The sequence below is a fragment of the Luteibacter sp. NPDC104163 genome, from assembly GCF_055584245.1.
On record NZ_JBVJMK010000018.1, the window covers coordinates 81,249 to 103,128 of the forward strand.

At 63.8% G+C, this 21,880-nt stretch carries 19 protein-coding genes; 13 read left to right on the forward strand and 6 right to left on the reverse strand.

What is annotated here, in order from left to right:
• The first annotated feature begins 110 nt into the window (after positions 1 to 110).
• The 3 genes from ACZ6YI_RS18160 (at position 111) to ACZ6YI_RS18170 (ending at position 2,285) form a co-directional block, all read left to right on the forward strand.
• The gene (locus tag ACZ6YI_RS18160; protein WP_465779883.1) at positions 111 to 1,337 is read left to right on the forward strand and encodes an MFS transporter; all 1,227 of its coding nucleotides are present in this window, start codon (positions 111 to 113) and stop codon (positions 1,335 to 1,337) included.
• A 94-nt stretch (positions 1,338 to 1,431) separates the two neighbouring features.
• On the forward strand, positions 1,432 to 1,746 hold the full coding sequence (locus ACZ6YI_RS18165) for a hypothetical protein (RefSeq protein ID WP_465779884.1): 315 nt from the start codon (positions 1,432 to 1,434) through the stop codon (positions 1,744 to 1,746).
• Positions 1,747 to 1,754: 8 nt separating this feature from the next.
• The gene (locus ACZ6YI_RS18170) at positions 1,755 to 2,285 is read left to right on the forward strand and encodes a PIN domain-containing protein (protein ID WP_465779885.1); all 531 of its coding nucleotides are present in this window, start codon (positions 1,755 to 1,757) and stop codon (positions 2,283 to 2,285) included.
• Here ACZ6YI_RS18170 and mnmE read toward each other — a convergent pair.
• The 4 genes from mnmE to rpmH form a co-directional block, all read right to left on the reverse strand.
• Positions 2,228 to 3,571, reverse strand: coding sequence for a tRNA uridine-5-carboxymethylaminomethyl(34) synthesis GTPase MnmE (gene mnmE, locus ACZ6YI_RS18175; protein WP_465779886.1), 1,344 nt, complete (start codon positions 3,569 to 3,571; stop codon positions 2,228 to 2,230). The two genes, ACZ6YI_RS18170 and mnmE, sit on opposite strands and share 58 nt — an antisense overlap.
• Before the next feature lie 6 nt (positions 3,572 to 3,577).
• The gene (gene yidC, locus ACZ6YI_RS18180; protein WP_465779887.1) at positions 3,578 to 5,275 is read right to left on the reverse strand and encodes a membrane protein insertase YidC; all 1,698 of its coding nucleotides are present in this window, start codon (positions 5,273 to 5,275) and stop codon (positions 3,578 to 3,580) included.
• A 66-nt stretch (positions 5,276 to 5,341) separates the two neighbouring features.
• Positions 5,342 to 5,722, reverse strand: coding sequence for a ribonuclease P protein component (gene rnpA, locus ACZ6YI_RS18185; protein ID WP_465779888.1), 381 nt, complete (start codon positions 5,720 to 5,722; stop codon positions 5,342 to 5,344).
• 14 nt (positions 5,723 to 5,736) lie between these two features.
• A complete protein-coding gene (rpmH, locus tag ACZ6YI_RS18190) occupies positions 5,737 to 5,871 on the reverse strand; it encodes a 50S ribosomal protein L34 (RefSeq protein WP_008211413.1) in 135 nt (44 codons plus the stop codon).
• A gap of 195 nt (positions 5,872 to 6,066) precedes the next feature.
• On the opposite strand from rpmH, the gene dnaA reads away from it, so the two are divergent.
• The 9 genes from dnaA to ACZ6YI_RS18235 all read left to right on the forward strand — a co-directional run bounded on the left by dnaA (position 6,067) and on the right by ACZ6YI_RS18235 (position 16,545).
• Positions 6,067 to 7,446, forward strand: coding sequence for a chromosomal replication initiator protein DnaA (dnaA, locus tag ACZ6YI_RS18195; protein WP_465779889.1), 1,380 nt, complete (start codon positions 6,067 to 6,069; stop codon positions 7,444 to 7,446).
• Between the two features lie 213 nt (positions 7,447 to 7,659).
• Complete coding sequence (dnaN, locus tag ACZ6YI_RS18200; RefSeq protein WP_465779890.1) at positions 7,660 to 8,760, forward strand: DNA polymerase III subunit beta; 1,101 nt, start codon at positions 7,660 to 7,662, stop codon at positions 8,758 to 8,760.
• An 89-nt stretch (positions 8,761 to 8,849) separates the two neighbouring features.
• Entirely contained in the window at positions 8,850 to 9,929 is a 1,080-nt protein-coding gene (gene recF, locus ACZ6YI_RS18205; protein WP_465779891.1) for a DNA replication/repair protein RecF, read from the forward strand.
• A gap of 67 nt (positions 9,930 to 9,996) precedes the next feature.
• A complete protein-coding gene (gene gyrB, locus ACZ6YI_RS18210; RefSeq protein ID WP_465779892.1) occupies positions 9,997 to 12,438 on the forward strand; it encodes a DNA topoisomerase (ATP-hydrolyzing) subunit B in 2,442 nt (813 codons plus the stop codon).
• Between the two features lie 287 nt (positions 12,439 to 12,725).
• Positions 12,726 to 14,039 (forward strand): tetratricopeptide repeat protein, encoded by a 1,314-nt coding sequence (locus ACZ6YI_RS18215; RefSeq protein WP_465779893.1) that lies wholly within the window; start codon positions 12,726 to 12,728, stop codon positions 14,037 to 14,039.
• Between the two features lie 257 nt (positions 14,040 to 14,296).
• Complete coding sequence (locus ACZ6YI_RS18220; protein ID WP_465779894.1) at positions 14,297 to 14,899, forward strand: energy transducer TonB; 603 nt, start codon at positions 14,297 to 14,299, stop codon at positions 14,897 to 14,899.
• A 53-nt stretch (positions 14,900 to 14,952) separates the two neighbouring features.
• Positions 14,953 to 15,699, forward strand: coding sequence for a MotA/TolQ/ExbB proton channel family protein (locus ACZ6YI_RS18225; protein ID WP_440325269.1), 747 nt, complete (start codon positions 14,953 to 14,955; stop codon positions 15,697 to 15,699).
• A gap of 19 nt (positions 15,700 to 15,718) precedes the next feature.
• Positions 15,719 to 16,132 (forward strand): ExbD/TolR family protein, encoded by a 414-nt coding sequence (locus ACZ6YI_RS18230; protein WP_331641115.1) that lies wholly within the window; start codon positions 15,719 to 15,721, stop codon positions 16,130 to 16,132.
• 5 nt (positions 16,133 to 16,137) lie between these two features.
• Positions 16,138 to 16,545, forward strand: coding sequence for an ExbD/TolR family protein (locus ACZ6YI_RS18235; RefSeq protein WP_072323403.1), 408 nt, complete (start codon positions 16,138 to 16,140; stop codon positions 16,543 to 16,545).
• A 158-nt stretch (positions 16,546 to 16,703) separates the two neighbouring features.
• Here ACZ6YI_RS18235 and ACZ6YI_RS18240 read toward each other — a convergent pair whose 3' ends face one another.
• Both ACZ6YI_RS18240 and ACZ6YI_RS18245 read right to left on the reverse strand, forming a co-directional pair.
• Positions 16,704 to 17,447: a pyridoxine 5'-phosphate synthase gene (locus ACZ6YI_RS18240; protein ID WP_440325267.1), complete on the reverse strand. Its 744-nt coding sequence runs from the start codon at positions 17,445 to 17,447 to the stop codon at positions 16,704 to 16,706.
• A 142-nt stretch (positions 17,448 to 17,589) separates the two neighbouring features.
• On the reverse strand, positions 17,590 to 18,216 hold the full coding sequence (locus tag ACZ6YI_RS18245; RefSeq protein ID WP_465779895.1) for a 4'-phosphopantetheinyl transferase family protein: 627 nt from the start codon (positions 18,214 to 18,216) through the stop codon (positions 17,590 to 17,592).
• Positions 18,217 to 18,262: 46 nt separating this feature from the next.
• Here ACZ6YI_RS18245 and ACZ6YI_RS18250 point away from each other — a divergent pair, with 46 nt between their 5' ends.
• Positions 18,263 to 21,742, forward strand: a complete 3,480-nt coding sequence (locus tag ACZ6YI_RS18250) for a hybrid sensor histidine kinase/response regulator (protein ID WP_465779896.1) — start codon at positions 18,263 to 18,265, stop codon at positions 21,740 to 21,742.
• Positions 21,743 to 21,880 lie beyond the last annotated feature (138 nt).

The following is a 21,880-nucleotide window of genomic DNA, read 5'->3' on the forward strand; positions in this document are numbered from 1 at the left end:
GCCCCGCGTCACGGCCGCAACCGCTAGCACCCAACCACCCCGAGGCGTAAACTGACCCGATTGCTGCGCCGCACAACGGCGCCCGCCCACGTCCCAGGCCGCCTCTCCCAATGACTTCCGCCGCCCCCGCACTCGATCCGGGCACCCCGCCCGTCCGCGCGCCCCATGTCGGGCTCGTCATCCTCGCCCTGGCTGTCGGCGGTTTCGCCATCGGCACGACCGAATTCGCCTCGATGAGCATGCTGCCGCTATTCGCGCAGGGCCTCGGCATCGACGCGCCGACCGCAGGCCATGCGATCAGCGCCTACGCACTCGGCGTGGTCGTCGGTGCGCCGATCATCACCGTGCTGGGCGCGCGCATGCCGCGCCGCCGCCTGTTGTTGCTGCTGATGGCCATGTTCACCGTGTTCAACGGCCTGACCGGCCTCTCCCCGAGCTACCACTGGATGCTCGTGTTCCGCTTCCTCGCCGGCCTGCCGCATGGCGCCTACTTCGGGGTCGCAGCGCTGGTGGCGAGTTCGCTCGTCCCGGCCAACCGGCGTACGCGCGCGGTGGGTCAGATGTTCCTCGGCCTTACGGTTGCAACCATCGCCGGCGTGCCGCTGGCGAGCTGGCTCGGCCAGGTCGTCGGATGGCGCTGGAGTTTCGCGCTGGTCGCATTGCTTGGCGTCGCGACGATGAGCGCCGTGTTCGCGTTCGCACCCAATACACGGGCCGATACGAAGGCGAGCCCGCTGCGCGAACTCGGCGCGCTGAAGCGACCGCAGGTGTGGATTACCCTCGGCATTGGCGCGATCGGCTTCGGCGGCATGTTCGCGGTCTACACCTACCTCGCCGACATCCTGCTCAGCGTGACGCACATGCCGCTCTCCACCGTGCCGTGGATCATGGGCGTGTTCGGCGTCGGCATGACGCTTGGCAACGTGGTCATACCGGTATTCGCTGATCGCGCGCTGATGCGCACGGCCGGCGTGCTGTTGCTCTGGGCACTGGTCGTCCTCGCCATCTTCCCGTTCACCGCGGGTAACGTCTGGACGCTCGGCATTGCCGTGTTCTTCATCGGCATTGGTGGCGCGCTTGGCACCGTCCTTCAGACACGTCTCATGGATGTCGCCGGCGATGCGCAGGCGCTGGCTGCCGCGTTGAATCATTCTGCGTTCAACACAGCGAATGCGCTAGGGCCGTTTCTTGGTGGTCTGGCGATCGCGCATGGGTACGGGTGGACGTCGCCGGGTTGGGTTGGAAGTGGCCTGGCGCTTGGTGGGTTGTTGCTTTGGGCGGTGTCGGTGGCTGTTGAGCGGAGCGGTGATTCGCGCGAGACGGCGCCTGCTTGCTGATCTGACAGGTGAGACGACTACACGCGTCTGGCATGCTTTCCTACAAAACCTAGCGGGCGGCGCCTAATATGCGACGCTTGGCATAGGAGTCACCATGGAAAGCATGACTATCCAAATCAACGATCAGTTCGTGATGACAGAGCTTGCCGCGCGGGCTGCCAAGGCAGGACGGACACCTGAGACTGAGGCGCTATACATTCTGCAGTGCGTACTCCATTCCGTGGGCATGACCTCAACCTGCCCGAGATGCGCGGGTGGCTTCGCCGATAATGAGGACAACACGTGGCTCATGGAGCTATGGAACTCCTGGAGCTTCGTCGATGAACTTCCTGAAAGCGAAGTACGTAAGAAGATCGCTGAGAAGGAAGCGTTCTTCGAAAATCTCTTCCGACGCGAAGAGCGTGCGTAGGGGCGAGCGTGATAGTTCTCGATACCAATATCATTTCCGAGCTGGTCAAGCCCGAACCGATGTCTTCCGTCGTATCGTGGTTTCAGAACTTGCCCAATGGTGAAGCGTTCATCACGGCAGTGACTCGCGCGGAGGCCCTTGCCGGTATCTACTGCATGCTGCCCAGCATGCGTCGGACCAATCTCGAAGCCGCGACGAGAAAGCTCATCGATGATGAATTCGGTCCAAGGACCTTGATGTTTGACGCCTGGGCCGCGCACCATTGCGCCGAGATCGTCGCGCTTAGAAAAAGTCTCGGTCGTACCGTGGGCAAGCCAGACGCGATGATTGCTGGCATTGCGCGTTCTTACGGAGCAGTCATGGCAACCCGGAATGTCCGCGACTTCGACGATTGTGGTCTCGAACTCATCAACCCGTTCGATGACATACGGCTTCCTGGCGGCGTCGTACGAGATCAGCGTGCATCGTATGACGTGTCGCGCTACTTCCCAATACAGAACGAACTAAAGATCGCCCCAAGCAGATCGTCTGAAGAGTAGGCGCCCGTTACCTCGCCGAGCGCATGCTGCGCATGCCGGAGTTCTTCGGCCGCGAGTTCACCCGCATGCGTGCCATGCAACGCCTCGGCCGTTCGCATCAGATGCGCTTCCACCTGTTCGAGCGCGACCACATGGCGGCGGCGCGCGCTGAATGCGCCATCACCTGCACCGGCCGTGGCGAGTGTGCGGAGGATCTCGCGGAGCGTGTCGAGACCTTCGCCTGTGCGGGCGGAAAGCCACACCTTCTCGTAACCGGCAACCTGGGCCCGATGGGCGCGATCACTGCCGAGATCAATCTTGTTCACGACGACGATTCGCGTAGCGTGCGCGGGTGTGCCTTCGAAGAAAGCCAGATCGACATCAGCGTGAGCTTCATCGCTCACCATGATCGCTACATCACAGCGCTCGAGCTGCGCGCGCGCACGGCGGATACCCTCGCGCTCAACGATGTCGTCGGATTCACGAAGACCGGCTGTGTCGGCAAGCTCCAACGTGACACCGTCGATGTTGATCGCCTCGCGCAGGACGTCCCGCGTCGTGCCAGCGATGTCGGTGACGATGGCGCGTTCCGCACCGGCCAGGGCATTTAGCAGGCTCGACTTTCCCGCATTCGGCCGTCCGACAATCGCGACGGTGATTCCATCGTTCAAGCGAACCCCGCGACGCGTCTCGACAAGCAACGCATCAAGATTCGCGCGCAGTGCGGCGAGCTGCTCGCCAATCACCGGATCAGCAAGGAAGTCGATCTCGTCTTCAGGGAAGTCGATGGCCGCTTCGATATGCACGCGCAACGCAATGAGCTCGGCAAGCAGGTCATCCACGCGCACCGAGAACACACCTTCCATCGAGCGCAGCGCGGCGCGTGCACCCGCTTCGGATGTCGCGCTGACAACATCGGCCACCGCTTCCGCCTGCGCGAGATCGAGCTTGCCGTTGAGGAACGCGCGCTCGGTGAATTCGCCCGGCCGCGCGAGGCGTGCACCGAGCGAGATGCATCGACGGAGGAGGGCGTCGAGCAGGACCGCACTGCCGTGGCCCTGCAACTCCAGCACATGCTCACCGGTGTAAGACGCCGGACCCGGGAAGGACAGCAGGATGCCGCGATCGATCAGCTCGCCCTGCGCATCGCGAAACGCAGCGAAGTGCGCGTGGCGTGGCTTGGGCTCTCGGCCGAGCAAGGTCGACGCGATCGACGGTGCGAGGGGCCCGGAAACGCGAACGGCACCGACACCGGCCGCGCCGGCGCCGGTGGCGATGGCTGCGATGGTGTCGGTGCCGTGGCTCATGGCGAATTAGGCGGTGCGTGCCTTTTCGTGGGCTTTATCAACGCTGCGGTTGATATACCACTGCTGCAACAGGCTGGTCGCGCCGTTGACGGTCCAGTAAAGCACCAGGCCCGCCGGGAAGAACGCGAAGAAGACACCGAAGATCAGCGGCATCACCTTCATCATCTTCGCCTGGGTCGGATCCATGCCCGCCGTCGGCATCATGCGCTGGGTGAGCAGCGTGACCAGGAAGTACAGCACCGGCAGCACGTAGAACGGATCCGGAGCGGAAAGATCGTGGATCCAGCCGAAGAACGGCGCATGGCGCAGCTCGATGGATTCCGACAGCACGCGGAGCAGGCCGATGAAGATCGGGAAGGTGATCAGGATGGGCAGGCAACCTGCCATCGGGTTCACCTTCTCCTTCTTGTACAGCTCCATCATGGCCTGCTGCATCTTCATGCGGTCATCGCCATAGCGCTCCTTGAGCGCCTGGACCCGCGGCTGCAGCTTGCGCATGCGCGCGCCCGAACGGAACTGGGCATCGGTTAGCTTGTACAGCGCCGCCTTGATCAGCAGCACGAGCAGGATGATCGCGACGCCCCAGTTGCCGCTGATGGCATGCAGCTGCGAAAGCAGCCAGTGGAGCGGGGTGGCGATGATCTTCAGCCAGCCGTAGTTCGCCGTGAGGTCCAGGCCCGGGGCGATCGCATCGAGCGTGCCCTGCAGGCGCGGGCCGACGTACAGGCGGGCAACGCTATCCACGGCCTGGCCGGGCGCGACCGAAATCGCCGGGCCGAACGCGCGCACGAGATAACGCGGCGTCGCCGAGGTCGGGTCGACGATGTTGGTGCTGTACGACACGTTCTGGTCGGCCGGCGGGATCCAGGCCACCAGGAAGTAATGCTGGAGCATGCTGATCCAGCCGCCGGTGATCGGGCGGTTCAGCGGGCTCTTCTGGAAGTCGGCGAAGTTCAGCGATTCGAACTTCGTCTCCGGGCTATACCAGCCGGCGCCGAAGAAGCTGTGCTGTGCCGGGTCGGTGTAGCTCTGGAACCAGCTGGCCTTCTCGGCCGGCGCGCGCTGCAGCTGCTGGTAGGCGTTGCCGGTCCAGGTGGACTGGGTGCCGTTATCAATACGCTGGTCCAGGTCGACCACGTAATCCATGCGCTTCAGCGTGTAGCGCTTGGTGACCTTCACGCCCGACGGATCGGCCCAGGTCATGTCAAGGCTGACCGACTTCTCGCCATCGGCGAGCTTGGCCACGGTCTTTTCCGCATGGAAGAGGGCGCGATGGTCCGGCGCGGCACCGGTGCTGCTGACCAGGCCATCCTGCGCGGCGAAGAAGGTTTTCGCGTCGTCATCCAGCAGGCGGACCGGCGGTGGGGTCGGATCCTTCCGGGTCACCGGCTTGTTCGGGTAATAGAGCAGTTCCGAACGCACGATGCTGCCACCACGCGTATCGATGGTCAGGCGGAGGACGTCGTTCTCGAGGGTGACCAGCTCGGCCTTGCCGGCCGGGACGGCCGAGGTATCCGCGGGGACGTTGGCCGTGCCGGAGGCGCCAGGCACGCTGCCATCGGCAGCCGGCTTGCCATCCACCTGGGCGGCGGCGGCAGGCTGGGCGGCGGGCGGCTTCGGGCCGTAATCCTGCTCCCACTGCGTCCACAGCACGTACGCCACGAACATGAGCGCAAAGAAGAGAAGCGTACGCGTTTGATTCATCAGCTTAAGCCAGATCCGTTAGGCACCGCGGCCGATATGAGGACGGGCAGGCGGGCGGGAAAGAGGTCAACGCGAGATTGTGCCGTCGGCACCCTCGCGCTTCAACGGCTTGATGCGCCGGAGGAGGGAATCCAGTTCCGCCAGGAGGGCGGCGCCGGGCACCTCGACCGCACTGTCGCGGGCCATCACGAGGATATCGACGGGCGGCAGGTCAGGCCGGGCACGGCGAAACGCCTCACGCGCCAGGCGCTTGATGCGGTTGCGGTCCACGGCACGCTTGGAGCAACGCTTGGAGATCGCCAGGCCGAGCCGGGCGGTGCCTGCCGCGTTGTTTCCGAAGCGCAAAAGAAAACAGCGGCCGCCGAGGCGACCGCTGACATTTCGCAAGGCTGCGAAGTCGGCGGCGCGGCGTAGCCGCGCATCGCGCGGCAGGGCTGCGGCACGCACGACCAGCGTACCGCTTACGGGATCAGGCGCTTGCGACCCTTCGCACGACGGGCGTTCAGGATCTTGCGGCCATCGGCCGTGGCCATACGGGCGCGGAAGCCGTGGGTACGGGCGCGCTTGAGCTTGCTGGGCTGGAAAGTACGCTTCATGGCGCTTGCATCCGGGTGAAGATAAAAATTGGCCCAAAAGTATGCGGGACATTCCCGAAGGATGTCAAGCGCTTGGCCAATGGATGACAAGACGCCCCGGGCGAGGGAGGCGCCGAGAGGGGAGCGGAAGGCTGGTAGACTTCATCGTCCACCCCGCGCGCAAGCGCCCCTTCACGCTGTGGCAAAAAATACCCGATGAGTGATCTCTGGAGGCGCTGTCTCGAGCGTCTTGATGGCGAATTGAGCCCCGAAGACGTCCATACCTGGCTCATGCCCTTGCAGGCCAGGGAGGACGGCACGGGCCTGTACCTGTATGCGCCGAACCCGTACTCGCTCGATACCGTGCGCAGCCAGTTCCTGGTCCGGATCGAAGCGATCATCGAACACCTGGCGGGCCACCCCCTGCCCGTGCGCCTGGAAGTCGGTTCGCATGGCGGGCGCCCCGCGCCTGCGCGCCCGGCTTCGGCCGTGGCGGCCAGTGCACCCGTGGCGAGCCATATGGCGCCTGCCTCCGCGGCCGCCGTCCATGCGCCGGCTGCGCCCGAACCGCCGCACCAGCACAACCTGGATCCGCACTACACGTTCGAAACGTTCGTCGAAGGCAAGTCGAACCAGCTGGGCAAGGCCGCGGCGATGCAGGTCGCGATGAATCCCGGCCGCGCCTACAACCCGCTCCTTCTGTATGGCGGCACCGGCCTCGGTAAGACGCATCTCATGCATGCCGCAGGCAACCTGCTGCTGCAGAACAATCCGGAGGCGAAGGTGCTTTACCTGCGCTCGGAACAGTTCGTCAGCGGCATGGTGAAGGCGCTGCAGCAGAAGAATATGGATGACTTCAAGCGCCGCTTCCGCTCAGTGGATGCGCTGCTGATCGACGACATCCAGTTCTTCGCCGGCAAGGACACCACGCAGGAAGAGTTCTTCCACACCTTCAATGCGCTGTTCGAAGCGAAGCAGCAGATCATCCTGACCTGCGATCGTTATCCGAAGGAACTGGACAAGCTCGAGCCACGCCTGAAGTCGCGCCTGGGCTGGGGTCTGTCGGTGGCCATCGAGCCGCCGGACTTCGAGACGCGCGCGGCCATCCTGCTCTCCAAGGCGGCGGACAAGGAGATGTCGCTGTCGGAGGACGTGGCGATGCTGCTCGCGCGGCGCATCCGTTCCAACGTGCGCGACCTCGAGGGCGCGCTCAACACGCTTGCCGCGCGTGCGAACTTCTACCGTCGCGACATCACCACCGATTTCGCCGAAGAGACCCTGCGCGACCTGCTCAACACGCATGCGCAGGCCGTCACGGTGCCGAACATCCAGAAGACGGTCGCGGACTATTACCAGGTGCGCCTGTCCGACCTGCTCTCCAAGCGCCGTGTGCGCTCCCTGGCGCGCCCGCGACAGGTGGCCATGGCCCTGTCCAAGGAACTCACCGAGCACAGCCTGCCGGAGATCGGAGAGGCCTTCGGTGGCCGCGACCATACGACCGTGCTCCACGCGTGCCGGACGATCCGCGGTTTCTGTGAGAAAGACGTACGTATGCGACAGGATTGGGAACAGCTCATCCGTATCTTGACGGGCTGAGAACCTGTGGATAATAGGTGGGTGAACTGAGGACGGTTTCAGGCGCCGAAGTTATCCACAATGGACCCACATGAAACCGTCAGCTAGAGCCATTGGATATCAGCAAGCAAAGCATTGAAAAATAAGACGAAATCTTAGTTTTCAAGATATCCACCGGCCTAACTACAACCACTATAAAATCTTTAAAACCTTAAAAGCAGGAGTAGGGGACGCATGCAATTCAGCATCCAGAGGGAAGTACTGCTCAAACCCCTGCAGCAAGTCGTGGGCGTCGTAGAACGTCGACAGACGCTTCCCGTGTTGGCGAACCTCCTGGTGCGCGCCTCCGGTAGCGACGTCTCCTTTACCGGCACGGACCTTGAAGTCGAGATGGTGGCCACCACGGCTGCCGACGGCGTGCAGGAAGGCGAGATCACGATTCCCGCCCGCAAACTGTTCGATATCGTTCGCGCACTGCCCGATGGCGCGAAGATCGACCTGAAGCTCAATGGCGATCGGATCGCGCTGAACGCGGGGCGTAGCCGCTTCACGCTCGCGACGCTGCCGGCGACGGAGTTCCCGACCGTCGACGAGATCGAGCTGGTCGAGCGGGTGACGCTGCCGGAAGAAGTCCTTCGCGACCTGATGGAGCGGACGGCGTTCGCGATGGCGAACCAGGACGTGCGCTACTACCTCAACGGCATGCTGCTGGATCTCCAGGAGCACACGCTGCGTTGCGTAGCCACCGACGGCCATCGCCTGGCACTCAAGGAAACCCGGCTCGAGAGCTCCGTGCAGGCTCGCCGCCAGATCATCATCCCGCGCAAGGGCGTGAACGAGCTGATCGGCCTGTTCGAGTCCGGCGAGGGCACGGTGGAACTCGAGTTCGGTCGCAACCACCTGCGTGTTCGCCGCGGCGGTGTGCAGTTCACCTCGAAGCTGATCGACGGCCGCTTCCCGGACTACGAGGCGGTGATCCCGCTTGGTGCCGACAAGAGCGCCACGATCGAGCGTGACGTGCTGCGTAGCGCCCTGCAGCGCGCCGCGATTCTCTCGAACGAGAAGTACCGCGGCGTGAAGCTGGAACTGCAGCCGGGTTCGATCAAGATCGTCGCCCACAATCCGGAGCAGGAAGAAGCCCAGGAAGAAGTGGAAGCCGAGACCAGCGTCAGCGACCTGGCCGTGGGCTTTAACGTTGGGTATCTGCTGGACGCCCTGGGCGCCCTTCGCGGCGATAAGGTTCGCCTGAACCTCCGCGATGCCCAGTCCAGCTGCCTGCTGCAGGAAGAGGGCAACGATGAAGCTCGCCATGTGGTGATGCCGCTTCGCCTCTGACCTTCCGACAAGGTAAAGTTCGGCCACGACGCCGGGGATGTCTTCGACACCCCGGCGTTGTTCGTTCTGGCATGGGATAAAGGCAGGGAATGAAGTTCGAGTCACTCCGGATTGCCGGCCTGCGTTGCCTGGATGGGGTTTCCATCACGCCCGCGCCTGGGATCAGCGTTTTTGTCGGCGCTAACGGCGCCGGCAAGACGAGCGTGCTCGAGGCGGCCTACCTGCTCTCGCATGGCCGTTCGTTCCGATCCGGCTCGCGGGATGTCCTGCTGAAGCGGGGCAGCACTGCGCTCTCAGTGTTCGCCGAGGTCAGTTCGGCAGAGGGCCGTACGAGGCGTCTCGGCCTGGGCCGCGAGGGTGGCCGCTGGCAGGCCCGGATCGATGGGGATGCCGCCTCGCTCGGGGCCCTGGTGCAGGAGTGTGCCGTGGTCTGCTTCGAGCCCGGTTCCCATGATCTGATTGCTGGCGGGTCGGAGGAGCGTCGACAGTTCCTCGACTGGGGTTTGTTCCACGTGGAACATGGCTTCGTCAGCCAGTGGCGCCGGTATCAACGGGCGCTGAAACAGCGCAATGCCGTGCTGAGGAGTGGCGGGCCGCTGGATCCCGGTCTCATCGAGCCGTGGGAATCAGAACTGTCGTCCTCAGGCGAGGCCCTATCCGGCTACCGCCAGGGCTATCTCGAGCGCCTGCTGCCTCACATCCGCTCATTCATGGGCAATGTCCTGCCCGAGCTCGGCGAGTTTACGATCCGCTACAAAGCCGGCTGGGACGAGACGACCGACCTCGCCACGACCCTCATGGAACGTCGCCACCGCGATCTGGCTCGGGCCCACACTACCGCTGGACCCCACCGGGCGGACTTCTCGGTCGCGTTCGAGCAGGCCCCGCTACGCGAGCACCTGTCGCGCGGCCAGGAGAAGCTCTGCGCCCTGGCATGCCTACTGGGCCAGGCGGCGTTGCATGCGGAAGTCCGGGGGGAATGGCCCGTGGTCTGCCTCGACGACCTTGCTTCTGAGCTCGATCGTACCCATCAAGAGTGGGTGGTAGCCCAGCTCATGGGCCGCGATGTCCAGGTGCTGGTGACCGGCACCGAGGTTCCGCACGCCCTCACGGACCGATCCGTCACTGTGTTCCACGTGGAACAGGGTTCCGTGGCGGCTTTGCTATAATCGACCGACTGTCCCGGCGCTGCGCCTTACGCGCGCCGGGGCCTCCTGCGTCATCACCAGGCCTCGCATGAACGAACCTCTCGATCCGACCAATTCGAACGCCTACGATTCCGGCAGCATCAAGGTCCTGAAGGGCCTCGAGGCGGTCCGTAAGCGCCCCGGTATGTACATCGGCGATACGGATGACGGCACCGGCCTGCACCACATGGTCTTCGAGGTGGTGGATAACGCCATCGACGAGGCCCTTGCCGGCTATTGCGACTACGTCACCGTGACGATCCACGACGACGGCACCGCCAGCGTGGCCGATAACGGCCGCGGCATCCCGGTGGATACCCACCCGGAAGAGGGCAGGTCCACGGCAGAAGTCGTCATGACCGTCCTTCACGCCGGCGGCAAGTTCGATGCGAACTCGTACAAGGTGTCCGGCGGCCTGCACGGCGTGGGCGTCTCCGTCGTGAACGCGCTCAGCGAGAAGCTGTGGCTGACGATCTGGCGTGATGGCAAGGCCTGGAACCAGGAATATGCCCATGGCGAGCCGGTCGCCCCGATCGCGCCCACCGCCGACACGACTCGTCGCGGCACGATGGTTCGCTTCCTGCCCAGCAAGCTCACCTTCACCAACAACAACGAATTCCACTACGACATCCTCGCGAAGCGCCTCCGCGAGCTGGCGTTCCTGAATTCGGGTGTCACGATCGAGCTCGTCGACGAGCGCAACGATCGCAAGGACATCTTTGCCTACGAGGGCGGCATCAAGTCCTTCGTGCAGCATCTGGCCCAGCTCAAGACGGCCCTGCATCCCACGGTCATCAGCTTCAGCTCGGCGACCGACGGCATCACGGTCGAACTGGCCATGCAGTGGACGGATGCATACCAGGAAACGATGTTCTGCTTCACCAACAACATCCCGCAGCGCGATGGCGGCACCCACCTCACGGGTTTCCGTGCGGCGCTGACCCGTACGCTGCAGAACTACATCGAGAAGGAAGGCATCGCCAAGAACGCCAAGGTCGCGCTTTCGGGCGATGACATGCGCGAAGGCATGATCGCCGTGCTCTCGGTGAAGGTACCGGATCCGAAGTTCTCGTCGCAGACCAAGGACAAGCTGGTTTCCAGCGAGGTCAAGACCGCGGTGGAGCAGGTCGTCAACGACAAGCTCGCCGAGTTCCTCCTCGAGAACCCGACCGAAGCCAAGAACATCGCTTCGAAGGCCGTCGACGCGGCTCGCGCTCGCGAGGCGGCCCGCAAGGCCCGCGAAATGACCCGCCGCAAGGGCGCGCTGGATATCGCTGGCCTGCCGGGCAAGCTGGCGGATTGCCAGGAGAAGGATCCCGCGCTCTCCGAACTGTTCCTGGTCGAGGGTGACTCCGCAGGTGGCTCGGCCAAGCAGGGCCGTAACCGCCGTACCCAGGCCGTCCTGCCGCTCAAGGGCAAGATCCTCAACGTCGAGAAGGCTCGCTTCGACAAGATGATCTCGTCGGCGGAAGTCGGCACGCTGATCACGGCGCTGGGCACCGGTATCGGCAAGGAGGAGTACAACCCCGACAAGCTGCGCTACCACCGCATCATCATCATGACCGACGCGGACGTGGACGGCTCGCACATCCGTACGCTGCTGCTGACCTTCTTCTACCGGCAGATGCCGGAGCTGATCGAGCGCGGCCACGTGTATATCGGCCTGCCGCCGCTCTACAAGGTGAAGCAGGGCAAGCAGGAGCTCTATATCAAGGATGACAGCGTCCTGAACGACTTCCTGATTTCGAGTGCCGTCGACAACGCCTCGCTGGAGCCGGAAGAGGGTGCGCCGGGCATCGGCGGCGAAACGCTCGAGAAGCTGCTGCGCGATTACCAGTCGGCCCTGGACCAGATCGAACGCATGTCGCACCGCTTCGATACCTCGGTGCTCACCGCGATGATCGAGCACAAGCCGCTGCAGGAAGGCTTCTGGAACGACGCCACCGCCATGCAGGCCTGGCTCGACGGGATCGCCACGCGCCTCAGCGCGAGCGGCCTCGGCAAGCCGACCTACGCGCTGCGTTTCCGCCCGGCACTGAACGAGCAGGGTGCGGCGGTTGAAGTCGAGCGCATGCAGCACGGCCTCAGCCACACCTGGATCATGACCCAGGCGTTCTTCAGCGGCAGCGACTACCGGGCTATCGCCACGATCGCGGGCGCGCTCGCCGAGCTCAGCCTGAAGCCGGGCGCCGTGGTCCGCCGCGGCAACGGTTCGCGTGGCGTCACCAGCTTCGCCGATGTGCGCACCTGGCTGCTCGACGAAGCCAAGAAGGGTCGTACGATCCAGCGCTTCAAGGGCCTCGGCGAAATGAATCCGGAGCAGCTGTGGGAAACCACGGTGAACCCGGAGACGCGCCGCATGCTCCAGGTCGGCATTGAAGATGCCGTGGCCGCCGACCAGATGTTCTCGATGCTGATGGGCGAAGCGGTGGAACCGCGCCGCGACTTCATCGAATCGAATGCGCTGAAGGTTGCCAACCTGGATATCTGATTCCGTCCAATAACATGGCGAATCCGATCGAAAAGCCCGGCTGTCGAAGGACAGCCGGGCTTTTTCATATCCACTACGTTCGCCGGCGTAGGGTGGTTTCAAATGGCAATTTCAAGGGCCAAAAAGCACCCCAATTTCGTCAGTGCCAACGCTAATCTAACAAGTGATTGTTTTAGCTGAAATTTTTTGTCGCGCTGCGACTTGTTCTTAGGAATCAAATCAGGGTAACCTCTGTAGTCCCCCGGAGCACCGCCGAGTGCGACGACTCCTTCAATCGAGGTCAGTCAATGAAACAGGGTTTCTTCAGCAAGATGGCGCTCGCAACCGCGATCGCACTTTCTCTCGCCAGCGGCGCTGTCGTTGCCAAAGACAAGCCGGCTGACGTCAAGAAGGAAGTGCTGTATCCGAACGCCACCCGTACTGAACCCAAGTCCGATCTGAAGGACCAGAAGGACGTCGACGCGCTGAACGCCGGCCAGGAAGCTGCGACCGATGGCGACCTCGCCAAGGCGAACGAGATCCTCGGCCCGCTGGCCGATGGTTCGAAGACCAAGAGCAAGTACGCCCAGGCCATCGCGCTGCAGGCGCTCGCCACGCTCAACTTCAACAGCGGCAGCGACGAAGGCAAGAAGAAGGGTCTCGAGCAGCTGAAGCAGGCGCTGGATGTTGGCGCGCCGGTGGTGCCGAACGACACCTACTACCAGCTGAAGTACATGTACGCGCAGCTCCTCGCAGGTGACGAACAGTACGCACCTGCGCTGCAGGCCCTGCAGCAGTGGCGCGCCGAAGGCAAGCGCGAGACGGCTGAGTCGTACGGTCTCGAAGGCTCGATCGATTACCGCCTCGAGAAGTACCCGGAAGCGATCGCCGCGATCACCAAGGCGAAGTCCATGCCGGATGCGAAGCCGCAGCCGCAGTGGGACCAGATCCTGATGGCCAGCTACTCGGAAACCGGCCAGGGTGACAAGGCCGCCCAGATGGCTTCCGATGAACTCGCCAAGAACCCCAGCGATGCGACCGCGCTGAACAACGCGACGTCCTCGCTCATCCAGGCACAGAAGTATCCGGAAGCGATCGCCCTGATGGAGAAGGCACACACCGCCGGCGCCATCAAGGACGAGAAGCAGTACGTGAACTTCGCCAAGATCTACCTGATCGACGGCCAGAACAATGATTCGCGTCAGAAGGGTAATGCCCAGAAGGCCGCTGCCATCCTCAAGGAAGGCATGGACAAGGGCGTGGTGCAGAAGACGGGCGACAACTACAACCTGCTCGCCGATTCGTACATCACCGCTGACGACATGAACAACGCGATCACGACGCTCAATGAAGCGGTCAAGGTTGCGACCAATGGCGAACCGGCCCTCAAGCTGGCTCGCGTGAATCTCCAGGAAAACAAATACGCCGCTGCCGAAAAGGCAGCGACGGACGCCATCAGCAAGGGCGTGCAGCATAAAGGCCAGGCCTATATGGTGCGCGCGGAAGCCAAGCGTGGTCAGAAGAACAAGCAGGGTGCTATCGCGGACATGAAGCTCGCGGCGCAGGATCCTGAAACGTCTGCCAAGGCCAACGCCTGGTTGAAAACCGCAGGTAACCAGTAAGGCGACCTTGTAAAGTGCCGGAAGGGGGGCCTTGTGGCCTGCCATAAATCTTCCCTTCAGGCGCTATACAAACGCCATATGCTGGTGTAACTTGCTTCTTTTCCGCTTGCATAAACCTGCGTTCAGGCAATGTGAAACTGCCGGGCGTCGGGAAGCAGCGGGCCCACTTCCGCTTGATTAGCTCTTGATAGTGACTGATGGCCTCAAGTAACGAATCAACCGGCCAAGCGCCGTTTAGTTGGGGGCGCACAAGTGCGTTGGCAGTAGCCATAGCGCTGCATTCGTTCGCCTTCCTGCTGCTGGTCGCGCCCATGGCGCCGCCCAAGTCGCAGGAAAAGCAGAAGGAAAAGGTGGTCCAGGTCGACTTTATCGAACCGCCGCCGCCGCCCCCGCCGCCGCCGCCGCCGCCTCCGGAACCTCCGAAGCAGCCGCCGCCGAAAATCATTCAGCAGGTGAAGCCGCCGCCGACACCGCCGCCGCCGGCTCCGCCGCCGCCGGCTGTTGAAGAGGCGAGCACGAATGCCGTTCCGGCACCGCCGCCGGCGCCTCCCGCGCCTCCGGCACCGCCGGCGGATATCGCGCCGAGCGAAAATCTGTCGTACCGTCAGCGTAACCCGCCAAAGTATCCGCCGCAGGCGGTTCGCCAGCGGCATGAAGGTACGGTGGTACTTCTGGTTCTCGTGGCTGTCGACGGTACGCCGAAAGACATCCAGGTCGACCAGTCGAGCGGTTTCCGCGAACTGGACAAGGCAGCGCAGGATGCGGCCAGGAACTGGCGATTCAACCCGGGCAAGCGAGGCGGTCAGGCCGTCGAAGGCTATGCACGTGTCCCCGTTACGTTCAACCTAAACCAGCTGTAAGCCCCCACGCTTACAACTTTTAAGTTCACGCTTGACTTCCCAAGGGTAGCGTTATGTTGCAAGACACCTCCGCTCAGCCTGCTACGCCAGGTAACTCCAATGCCGACGCCCTCAAGCAGATGGGCTTCGACCACCTCATTCACAACTTCGACTTCCTCGGTTGGATTGTGTTCGTGGTGCTGGTCCTGATGTCGTTCCTCTCCTGGTACTTCATCATCGCCAACTTCGTCCGTAACAGCCTGGTGCGTTCGCGCGCCGACAAGGTGATCCAGGGCTTCTGGAACACCGCGTCGACCCAGGAAGCCATTCGTATGCTCGAAGAGCAGCCGAAGGGCGAACCGTTCTCGAAGATCGCGCTCGACGCCGCTTCGGCCGTGGCTCACCACCAGCAGGCTGCTGGCGGTCGTCTCGCCGAGTCGCTGTCGCGTTCGGAATTCATCGATCGCGCCCTTCGCCAGGCCGTGGCTCGCGAGAGCCTGCGTCTCGAAGGCGGCCTGACCCTGCTTGCCACGGTCGGCTCGTCGGCTCCGTTCATCGGTCTGCTCGGTACGGTGTGGGGTATTTACCACGCGCTGATCGGCATCGCCGCTTCGGGTTCGGCTTCGATGGATAAGGTCGCTGGCCCCGTCGGTGAAGCTCTGATCATGACCGCGTTCGGTCTGTTCACCGCTATCCCGGCCGTGCTTGCGTACAACTTCTTCATGCGCTCGAACCGCCTGACCTACGCCCAGTTCGACGAATTCGCGCACGACCTGCACGACTTCTTCGCCACTGGCGCCCGTGTCGAAGGCACGAAGTAATCGTTAGAGGAATTGACCCATGGCTATGAGCAGCGGGGGCAACTCCGGTGGGCCGATGTCGGAAATCAACGTCACGCCGCTGGTCGACGTGATGCTGGTTCTGCTGATCATCTTCATGATCACGGCACCACTGATGTCCCATAAGGTCCAGATCGATCTGCCGAAGGCTAATCCGAATGTTAAGGATGACACCCCGGTAGAGCCGCTGGATCTCGCGGTCAAGCCGGACGGTACGTACTTCCTCAATGACAACGAAGTCACTGAGGCTGAGTTGAAGGGTCAGTTCGCGGTTGCGGCGGCGAAGTCGCCGCAGCCGGAGCTCCAGATCCGTGCCGACCGCACCACCGAATATAAGGTGGTGAAGAAGATCCTTGGCGACGCCAAGGATGCCGGCATGGTCCACGTCGGCTTCATGTCGACCGGCAAGGAGTAACGAACATGGCTTTCAGCTCAGGCAATTCCGGTGGCCCGATGTCGGACATCAACGTCACGCCGCTCGTCGACGTGATGCTGGTGCTCCTGATCATCTTCATGATCACGGCTCCGATGCTGTCGCATAAGATCAAGATCGATCTGCCGCAGCCGAATCCGAACATCGTCAATCCAGAAAATCCGCCGGATCCCGTCCGGCTGCAGATCCGCCAGGATGGTTCGCTGTACTGGAACGATACGCCGGTTGACGAGCTGGGCCTCCGCGCCCAGATCGCGGTGATCGCCCAGCAGTCCAACCAGCCGGAACTGCAGATCGACGCGGATGACGCGGTTCAGTACGAGGTCGTGGCTCGCGTGCTTTCCGACGCGAAGGGCCAGGGCCTGACCAAGATCGGCTTCGTTAACGCGCAGTAATCGATCAGGTCTGTCCGGTAAGACTGAAAACCCCGCCTTACGGCGGGGTTTTTTTATGCGTGCCGGATGCCGCGCACTCGCAGACGCGAATCGCGCGCAAGCGCGCTCCCACAAGAGCGACCTAGCCGTTGTGGGAGCGCGCTTGCGCGCGATAGCTGTTACTTCAGAATATCGAGATACGCGCGAACGGTGTTCGAAAGCCCCTGATACAAGGCCTCACCGATAAGCGCGTGCCCGATCGACACTTCTGCCAGACCAGGAATCGCAGCCTTGAACGTCCCGAGGTTCGCCTGGCTAAGGTCATGCCCCGCATTCACCGCGAGTCCCGCCTGCTGCGCACGACGAGCCGTGTCGGCGAAGGTCGCGAGTTGCGCACGTGCATCGCCATGGTGGAAGGCTTCGGCGTACGGCCCGGTGTAGAGCTCGATACGTTGGATACCGATCGCCACGGCATCGGCGAAACCATTGGCACCGGCATCGACGAACACACTTACGCGGCAGCCGATTTCGCGGAACGCAGCCACGACCGGCTTGAGCGTTTCGATGTCCTTCGTCAGGTCGAATCCATGGTCCGAGGTGATCTGGCCATCGCCATCCGGCACGAGCGTCACCTGGGTCGGCTTCACTTCGCGGCACAGCTCGATAAGGCCGGGATAAGCGCCGCGCGCACCGGCAAACGGATTGCCTTCGATGTTGTATTCGACACGACCACGCAGCAAGCCCGCCAACGTGCGAACGTCGGCAGGTGTCACATGGCGCATATCGGGTCGGGGATGAACCGTGAGGCCGCCGGCACCTGCATCGATGCAGGTATTGGCCGCGGTGGCGATATCCGGTTCGCTGCCGCCGCGCGAGTTGCGCAGTACGGCGATCTTGTTCAGGTTAACGCTGAGTAGGGTCATCGACGGTCCAAAAAAATGCGCACGTCACAAGCGCGACGTGCGCAATGACTGTCGTCCCAGCATAACGCGCCACATCCCTGTGGCGCACTCCACGGCTCACACACACACACGTAAAGTCAGACACGCCCCGGACCAAAAAGGTTCAAAGCGGAAATGTGAAGACCCGAACCGTGCGGGGCTCGCCGCGCCAGGCGACGGTGGACACCAGGCCATCGCCCAGCCCGAGCGGCTGGACCTGCCAGGCGCTGGCGGGCGCAACCTCGCCTTCGAAGGCGTCGGCAACCAGCGGTAGGCCCGGGACCCGGCGGAAGGCTACCCGGTGCAGCCCATACGAGAGCCCGCCGCCCTGCGCCTTGAGCACCGCCTCCTTGGCCGTCCATAGCTCGAGGAAGCCCATCAGCAGCTGCTCCGGGGCGAGTTCGGCCAGCCACGCCGTCTCGGAGGGCGCGAAGAATCGCCGCGCCAGTTCCAGCGATCGCGCGCGCGGACGAACCCGCTCGACGTCCACCCCGAGCTCGAACCCGGGAGCCCCATGACCGATGGCGAACAGGGCGACATCGCGGCTGTGCGACCAGCTGAAACCGAAGCGGCTGAACGGCCCTGGGAAATGCGGCTTACCGTGCTCTCCCCGAGCGACCTCGGGCGCGCCCGCGCCGGCATACGCCACGAGCAGCGCGCGGAACAACGGCGCGTCGGCGGCATCGCCGCCCCACGGCATCCGCCATACGTGGATCTCATCGTCGGGTAGGTGCGGAACGTCCAGGCTCATCCGCCCATGCTAGCCTGAGCGCGTACCACACAGGGACCTTATCTACGTGATCGCAGGCTGGCTCCTGCTGCTCGTGGCCTTGCTGTACGTCGGCCTGTTGTTCGGGATCGCGTACCTCGGCGACCGCCGCCCGCTCTACCCTCGCCAGCCGCGCCTGCGCCCGCTGGTCTACAGCCTTGCCCTCGCGGTGTACTGCTCGTCGTGGACGTTCTATGGCGCGGTCGGCACCGCGGCGCGCTCCGGCCTGGCCTACCTGCCGATCTACCTCGGCCCGCTGCTGCTTTTCGTGTTCGGCTTCGGCCTGCTCGAGCGGCTCGTGCTCGTGGCCCGCGAGCGGAACATCACGTCCATCGCCGACTTCATCGCCGCGCGCTTCGGCAAGTCGCATGGCCTGGCGGCGCTGGTCGCCATCATCGCCGTGCTCGCGATCATTCCGTACATCGCGCTCCAGTTCAAAGCTGTCGCCATGTCATTCAGCGTGCTCGGCGAAGGCTCGAGCTGGTGGTTCGGCGATACCGCGTTATGGTGCGCCGCCCTCCTCGCCGTTTTCGCGATCCTCTTCGGCACGCGCAACATCGATGCGACCGAACACCACCACGGCATGATGCTCGCGGTGGCCGTCGAGTCGCTGGTCAAGCTGCTGGCCTTCGTGGGCATCGCCGTCTACGCGTACCTGCATGGTCCCGGCATCGTCGAGACCGTACGTGCACCCGTGATGCAGATCGAGGAAGGCAGCATGCCGCCGGGCTTCGTCGCGCAGACCCTGCTGGCATTCTGCGCGATGTTCTGCCTGCCACGCCAGTTCCAGATCGGCGTCGTCGAATGCGAGGATCCCCGCGACCTGCGCAAAGCGCGCTGGTTGTTCCCGGCGTACATGGTCCTGATCTCGATCGGCGTGCTGCCCATCGTGAGCGCTGGGCTCGGGCTCGACTCCGTCACCAGCCGGCACGTCGACGCCTGGGTCCTCAACCTGCCCATCGCACACGGCAACCACGCCATGGCGCTCATCGCCTTCATCGGCGGGTTCTCCGCGGCAACTGGCATGGTGATCGTCGCCGCGGTGGCGCTGGCCACCATGATCAGCAACGACCTGGTGATGCCGGCATTGCTGCGCATCCGCCGGCTCGGCCTCGAGCAACGCGGCGATGTCTCGCATCTCGTCCTCGCCATTCGTCGCATCGCGATCGTCGGCCTCGCCGCGATGGCTTACGTCTACTACCGCATCATCGCCGACGCGGAGAACCTCGCCGCGACCGGCCTGCTCTCCTTCGCCGCCGTGGCCCAGTTCGCGCCGGCGATCGTCTCCGCGTTGTACTGGCGCGGGGCGAGCCGCGTCGGTGTCTACGTCGGCCTGATCGCCGGGTTCGGCATGTGGGCGTACACCCTGCTATTCCCGGCGATGACCCGCGCCGGCTGGCTGCCGGGTGCGTGGCTCAATGATGGCCCGCTGGGCATCGCGTGGCTCAAGCCGAACGAGCTGTTCCACCTGAGCGGCTGGGACCCCGTCACCCACGGCACGTTCTGGTCACTGCTAATCAACGTGTCCTGCCTCATCTTCATCTCACTCCGCTTCCGCCCCAGCGTCGCGGAACGACTCCACGCGGCACTCTTCGTCGACCCCTTCGTCCGCAGTGTCACCGGCGCCGGTGACTGGCGCGGCCGTGTCACCGTGCGTGATCTCGGGACTATCGCCGGGCGCATCGTTGGCGATCGCGTCACCGTGCGCGCCTTCCATGAGTACGGCCAGCGCCACGGCGTGACGCTCTCCCCTACCGACTCCGCCGACCGCCCGCTCATCCAGTTCACGGAACGCCTGCTGGCGAGCGCCGTCGGCGCGGCGAGTGCGCGGCGCATCCTCATGGGTGCGCTGAGTGGCACGGGCCTCGATATCGCTGAAGCCATGGCGTTGATGGACGAGGCGTCGCAGGAATTGCGCTTCAACCGCGAACTGCTTTCGACCACGCTCGAGAACGTGTCGCAGGGTATCAGCGTCGTCGATGGTGACATGCGCCTCGTCGCATGGAATCGCCGCTATCTCGAATTGTTCGACTATCCGGAAGGCATGGTCTACGTCGGACTGCCCGTCGCCGACCTGATTCGCTGGAACGCCGAACATGGCGAATGCGGGCCGGGTGAAGTCGATGAGCACGTAGGCAAGCGCATCCGCTACATGCGCGCCGGCTCGCCGCATCTGTTCCAGCGCATTCGCCCGGATGGCACGGTGATCGAGATGCGTGGCCGCGCCCTGCCGGGTGGCGGTTTCGTCACGACGTTCACCGACGTCACCGCGTACAAGCACGCCGAGCAAGCCCTGATCGAAGCGAACGAAACACTGGAACAACGCGTCGACGACCGCACGGCGGAACTCTCCGAAGCGCTTGATGCCACGGCCATCGCACGACGCGAAGCCGAGGCCGCCAACGCTTCAAAGACACGCTTCCTTGCCGCGGCGAGCCACGATTTGCTGCAACCGTTGAACGCTGCACGGTTGTTTACTTCGGCGCTGCGTCAGCACCCCGGCCTGGACGGCGAAGCTACGCAACTCGCCGAGCGCATCGATGCTTCGTTCCGTGCGGCGGAAGATCTGCTTGATGCGCTGCTGGATGTATCGCGACTCGATGCTGGTAGCTATCGACCAGAGGTCGCGCCGTTCGCACTTGCCGATCTGTTCGATTCACTGAAGCAACAATTCGCCGTCGTTGCCGAGCAACGCGGCCTCAGCCTGCACGTCGTGCCAACGACGGTGGCCGTGCGTTCCGATGCGCAGTTGCTACGGCGCATCGTCGCCAACTTCCTCTCCAACGCGTTGCGTTATACGCGTGCTGGTGGCGTCGTGCTGGGCGTGCGCCGCAGCGGCAAGGATGTGCGCATCGAGGTGTGGGATAGCGGCCCCGGCATCGCCGACGAGCAGCAGGCGCGCATCTTCGGTGAGTTCCAGCGCATCGACCGGCCATCGCCATGGGGCGAGAAAGGCCTCGGCCTGGGCTTGTCTATCTGCGACCGTCTTTCCGGCATCCTCGGCCATCGCCTCGGCCTGCGTTCGCGCGTGAGCCACGGCAGCTGTTTCAGCATCACCGTACCGCGCGCCGAAGCCACGGCACGCAAGCGCGTCGCCGCCGTGGCGCGACCTGGCGGTGAACAACTGCCGCTCACGGTGCTGTGCCTCGACAACGACGAAGCCATCCTCGATGGCATGAAAGCGCTGCTAGGCCGTTGGGGTGTCGACTGCCGCGTCGCGATGGATGTCGAAGCAGCACTAGCCATCCTCAGCGATACGCGTGTGGACCTGATCCTCGCGGATTACCATCTGACTGAAACCCTGGATGGCCTTGCGGCACTGCAGATCATCGCGAACCACGTCTCACCGATGCCGCCTGCAGCGATGGTTACCGCGGATGGAAGCACCGAGCTGAAGCAACGTGCGCGCGAGCTTGGTTATCCCTTGCTGCATAAGCCGGTGAAGCCGGCGGCGCTTCGCGCGATGCTGGTGGCCCTGGCGAAACGCGCCGGCACCAACGCCGCTTAGCAGCTCTTGTGGGAGCGGGGGGGGGCGCGGGGGGGGGGGGGGGGGGGGCCCCCCCCGCGCCCCCCCGCGCCCCCCCCCCCCCCCGGGGCGGAGGGTGGGGGGGCGGGTATATAGTTGGGCGTGGGATTAGTAGGTGTT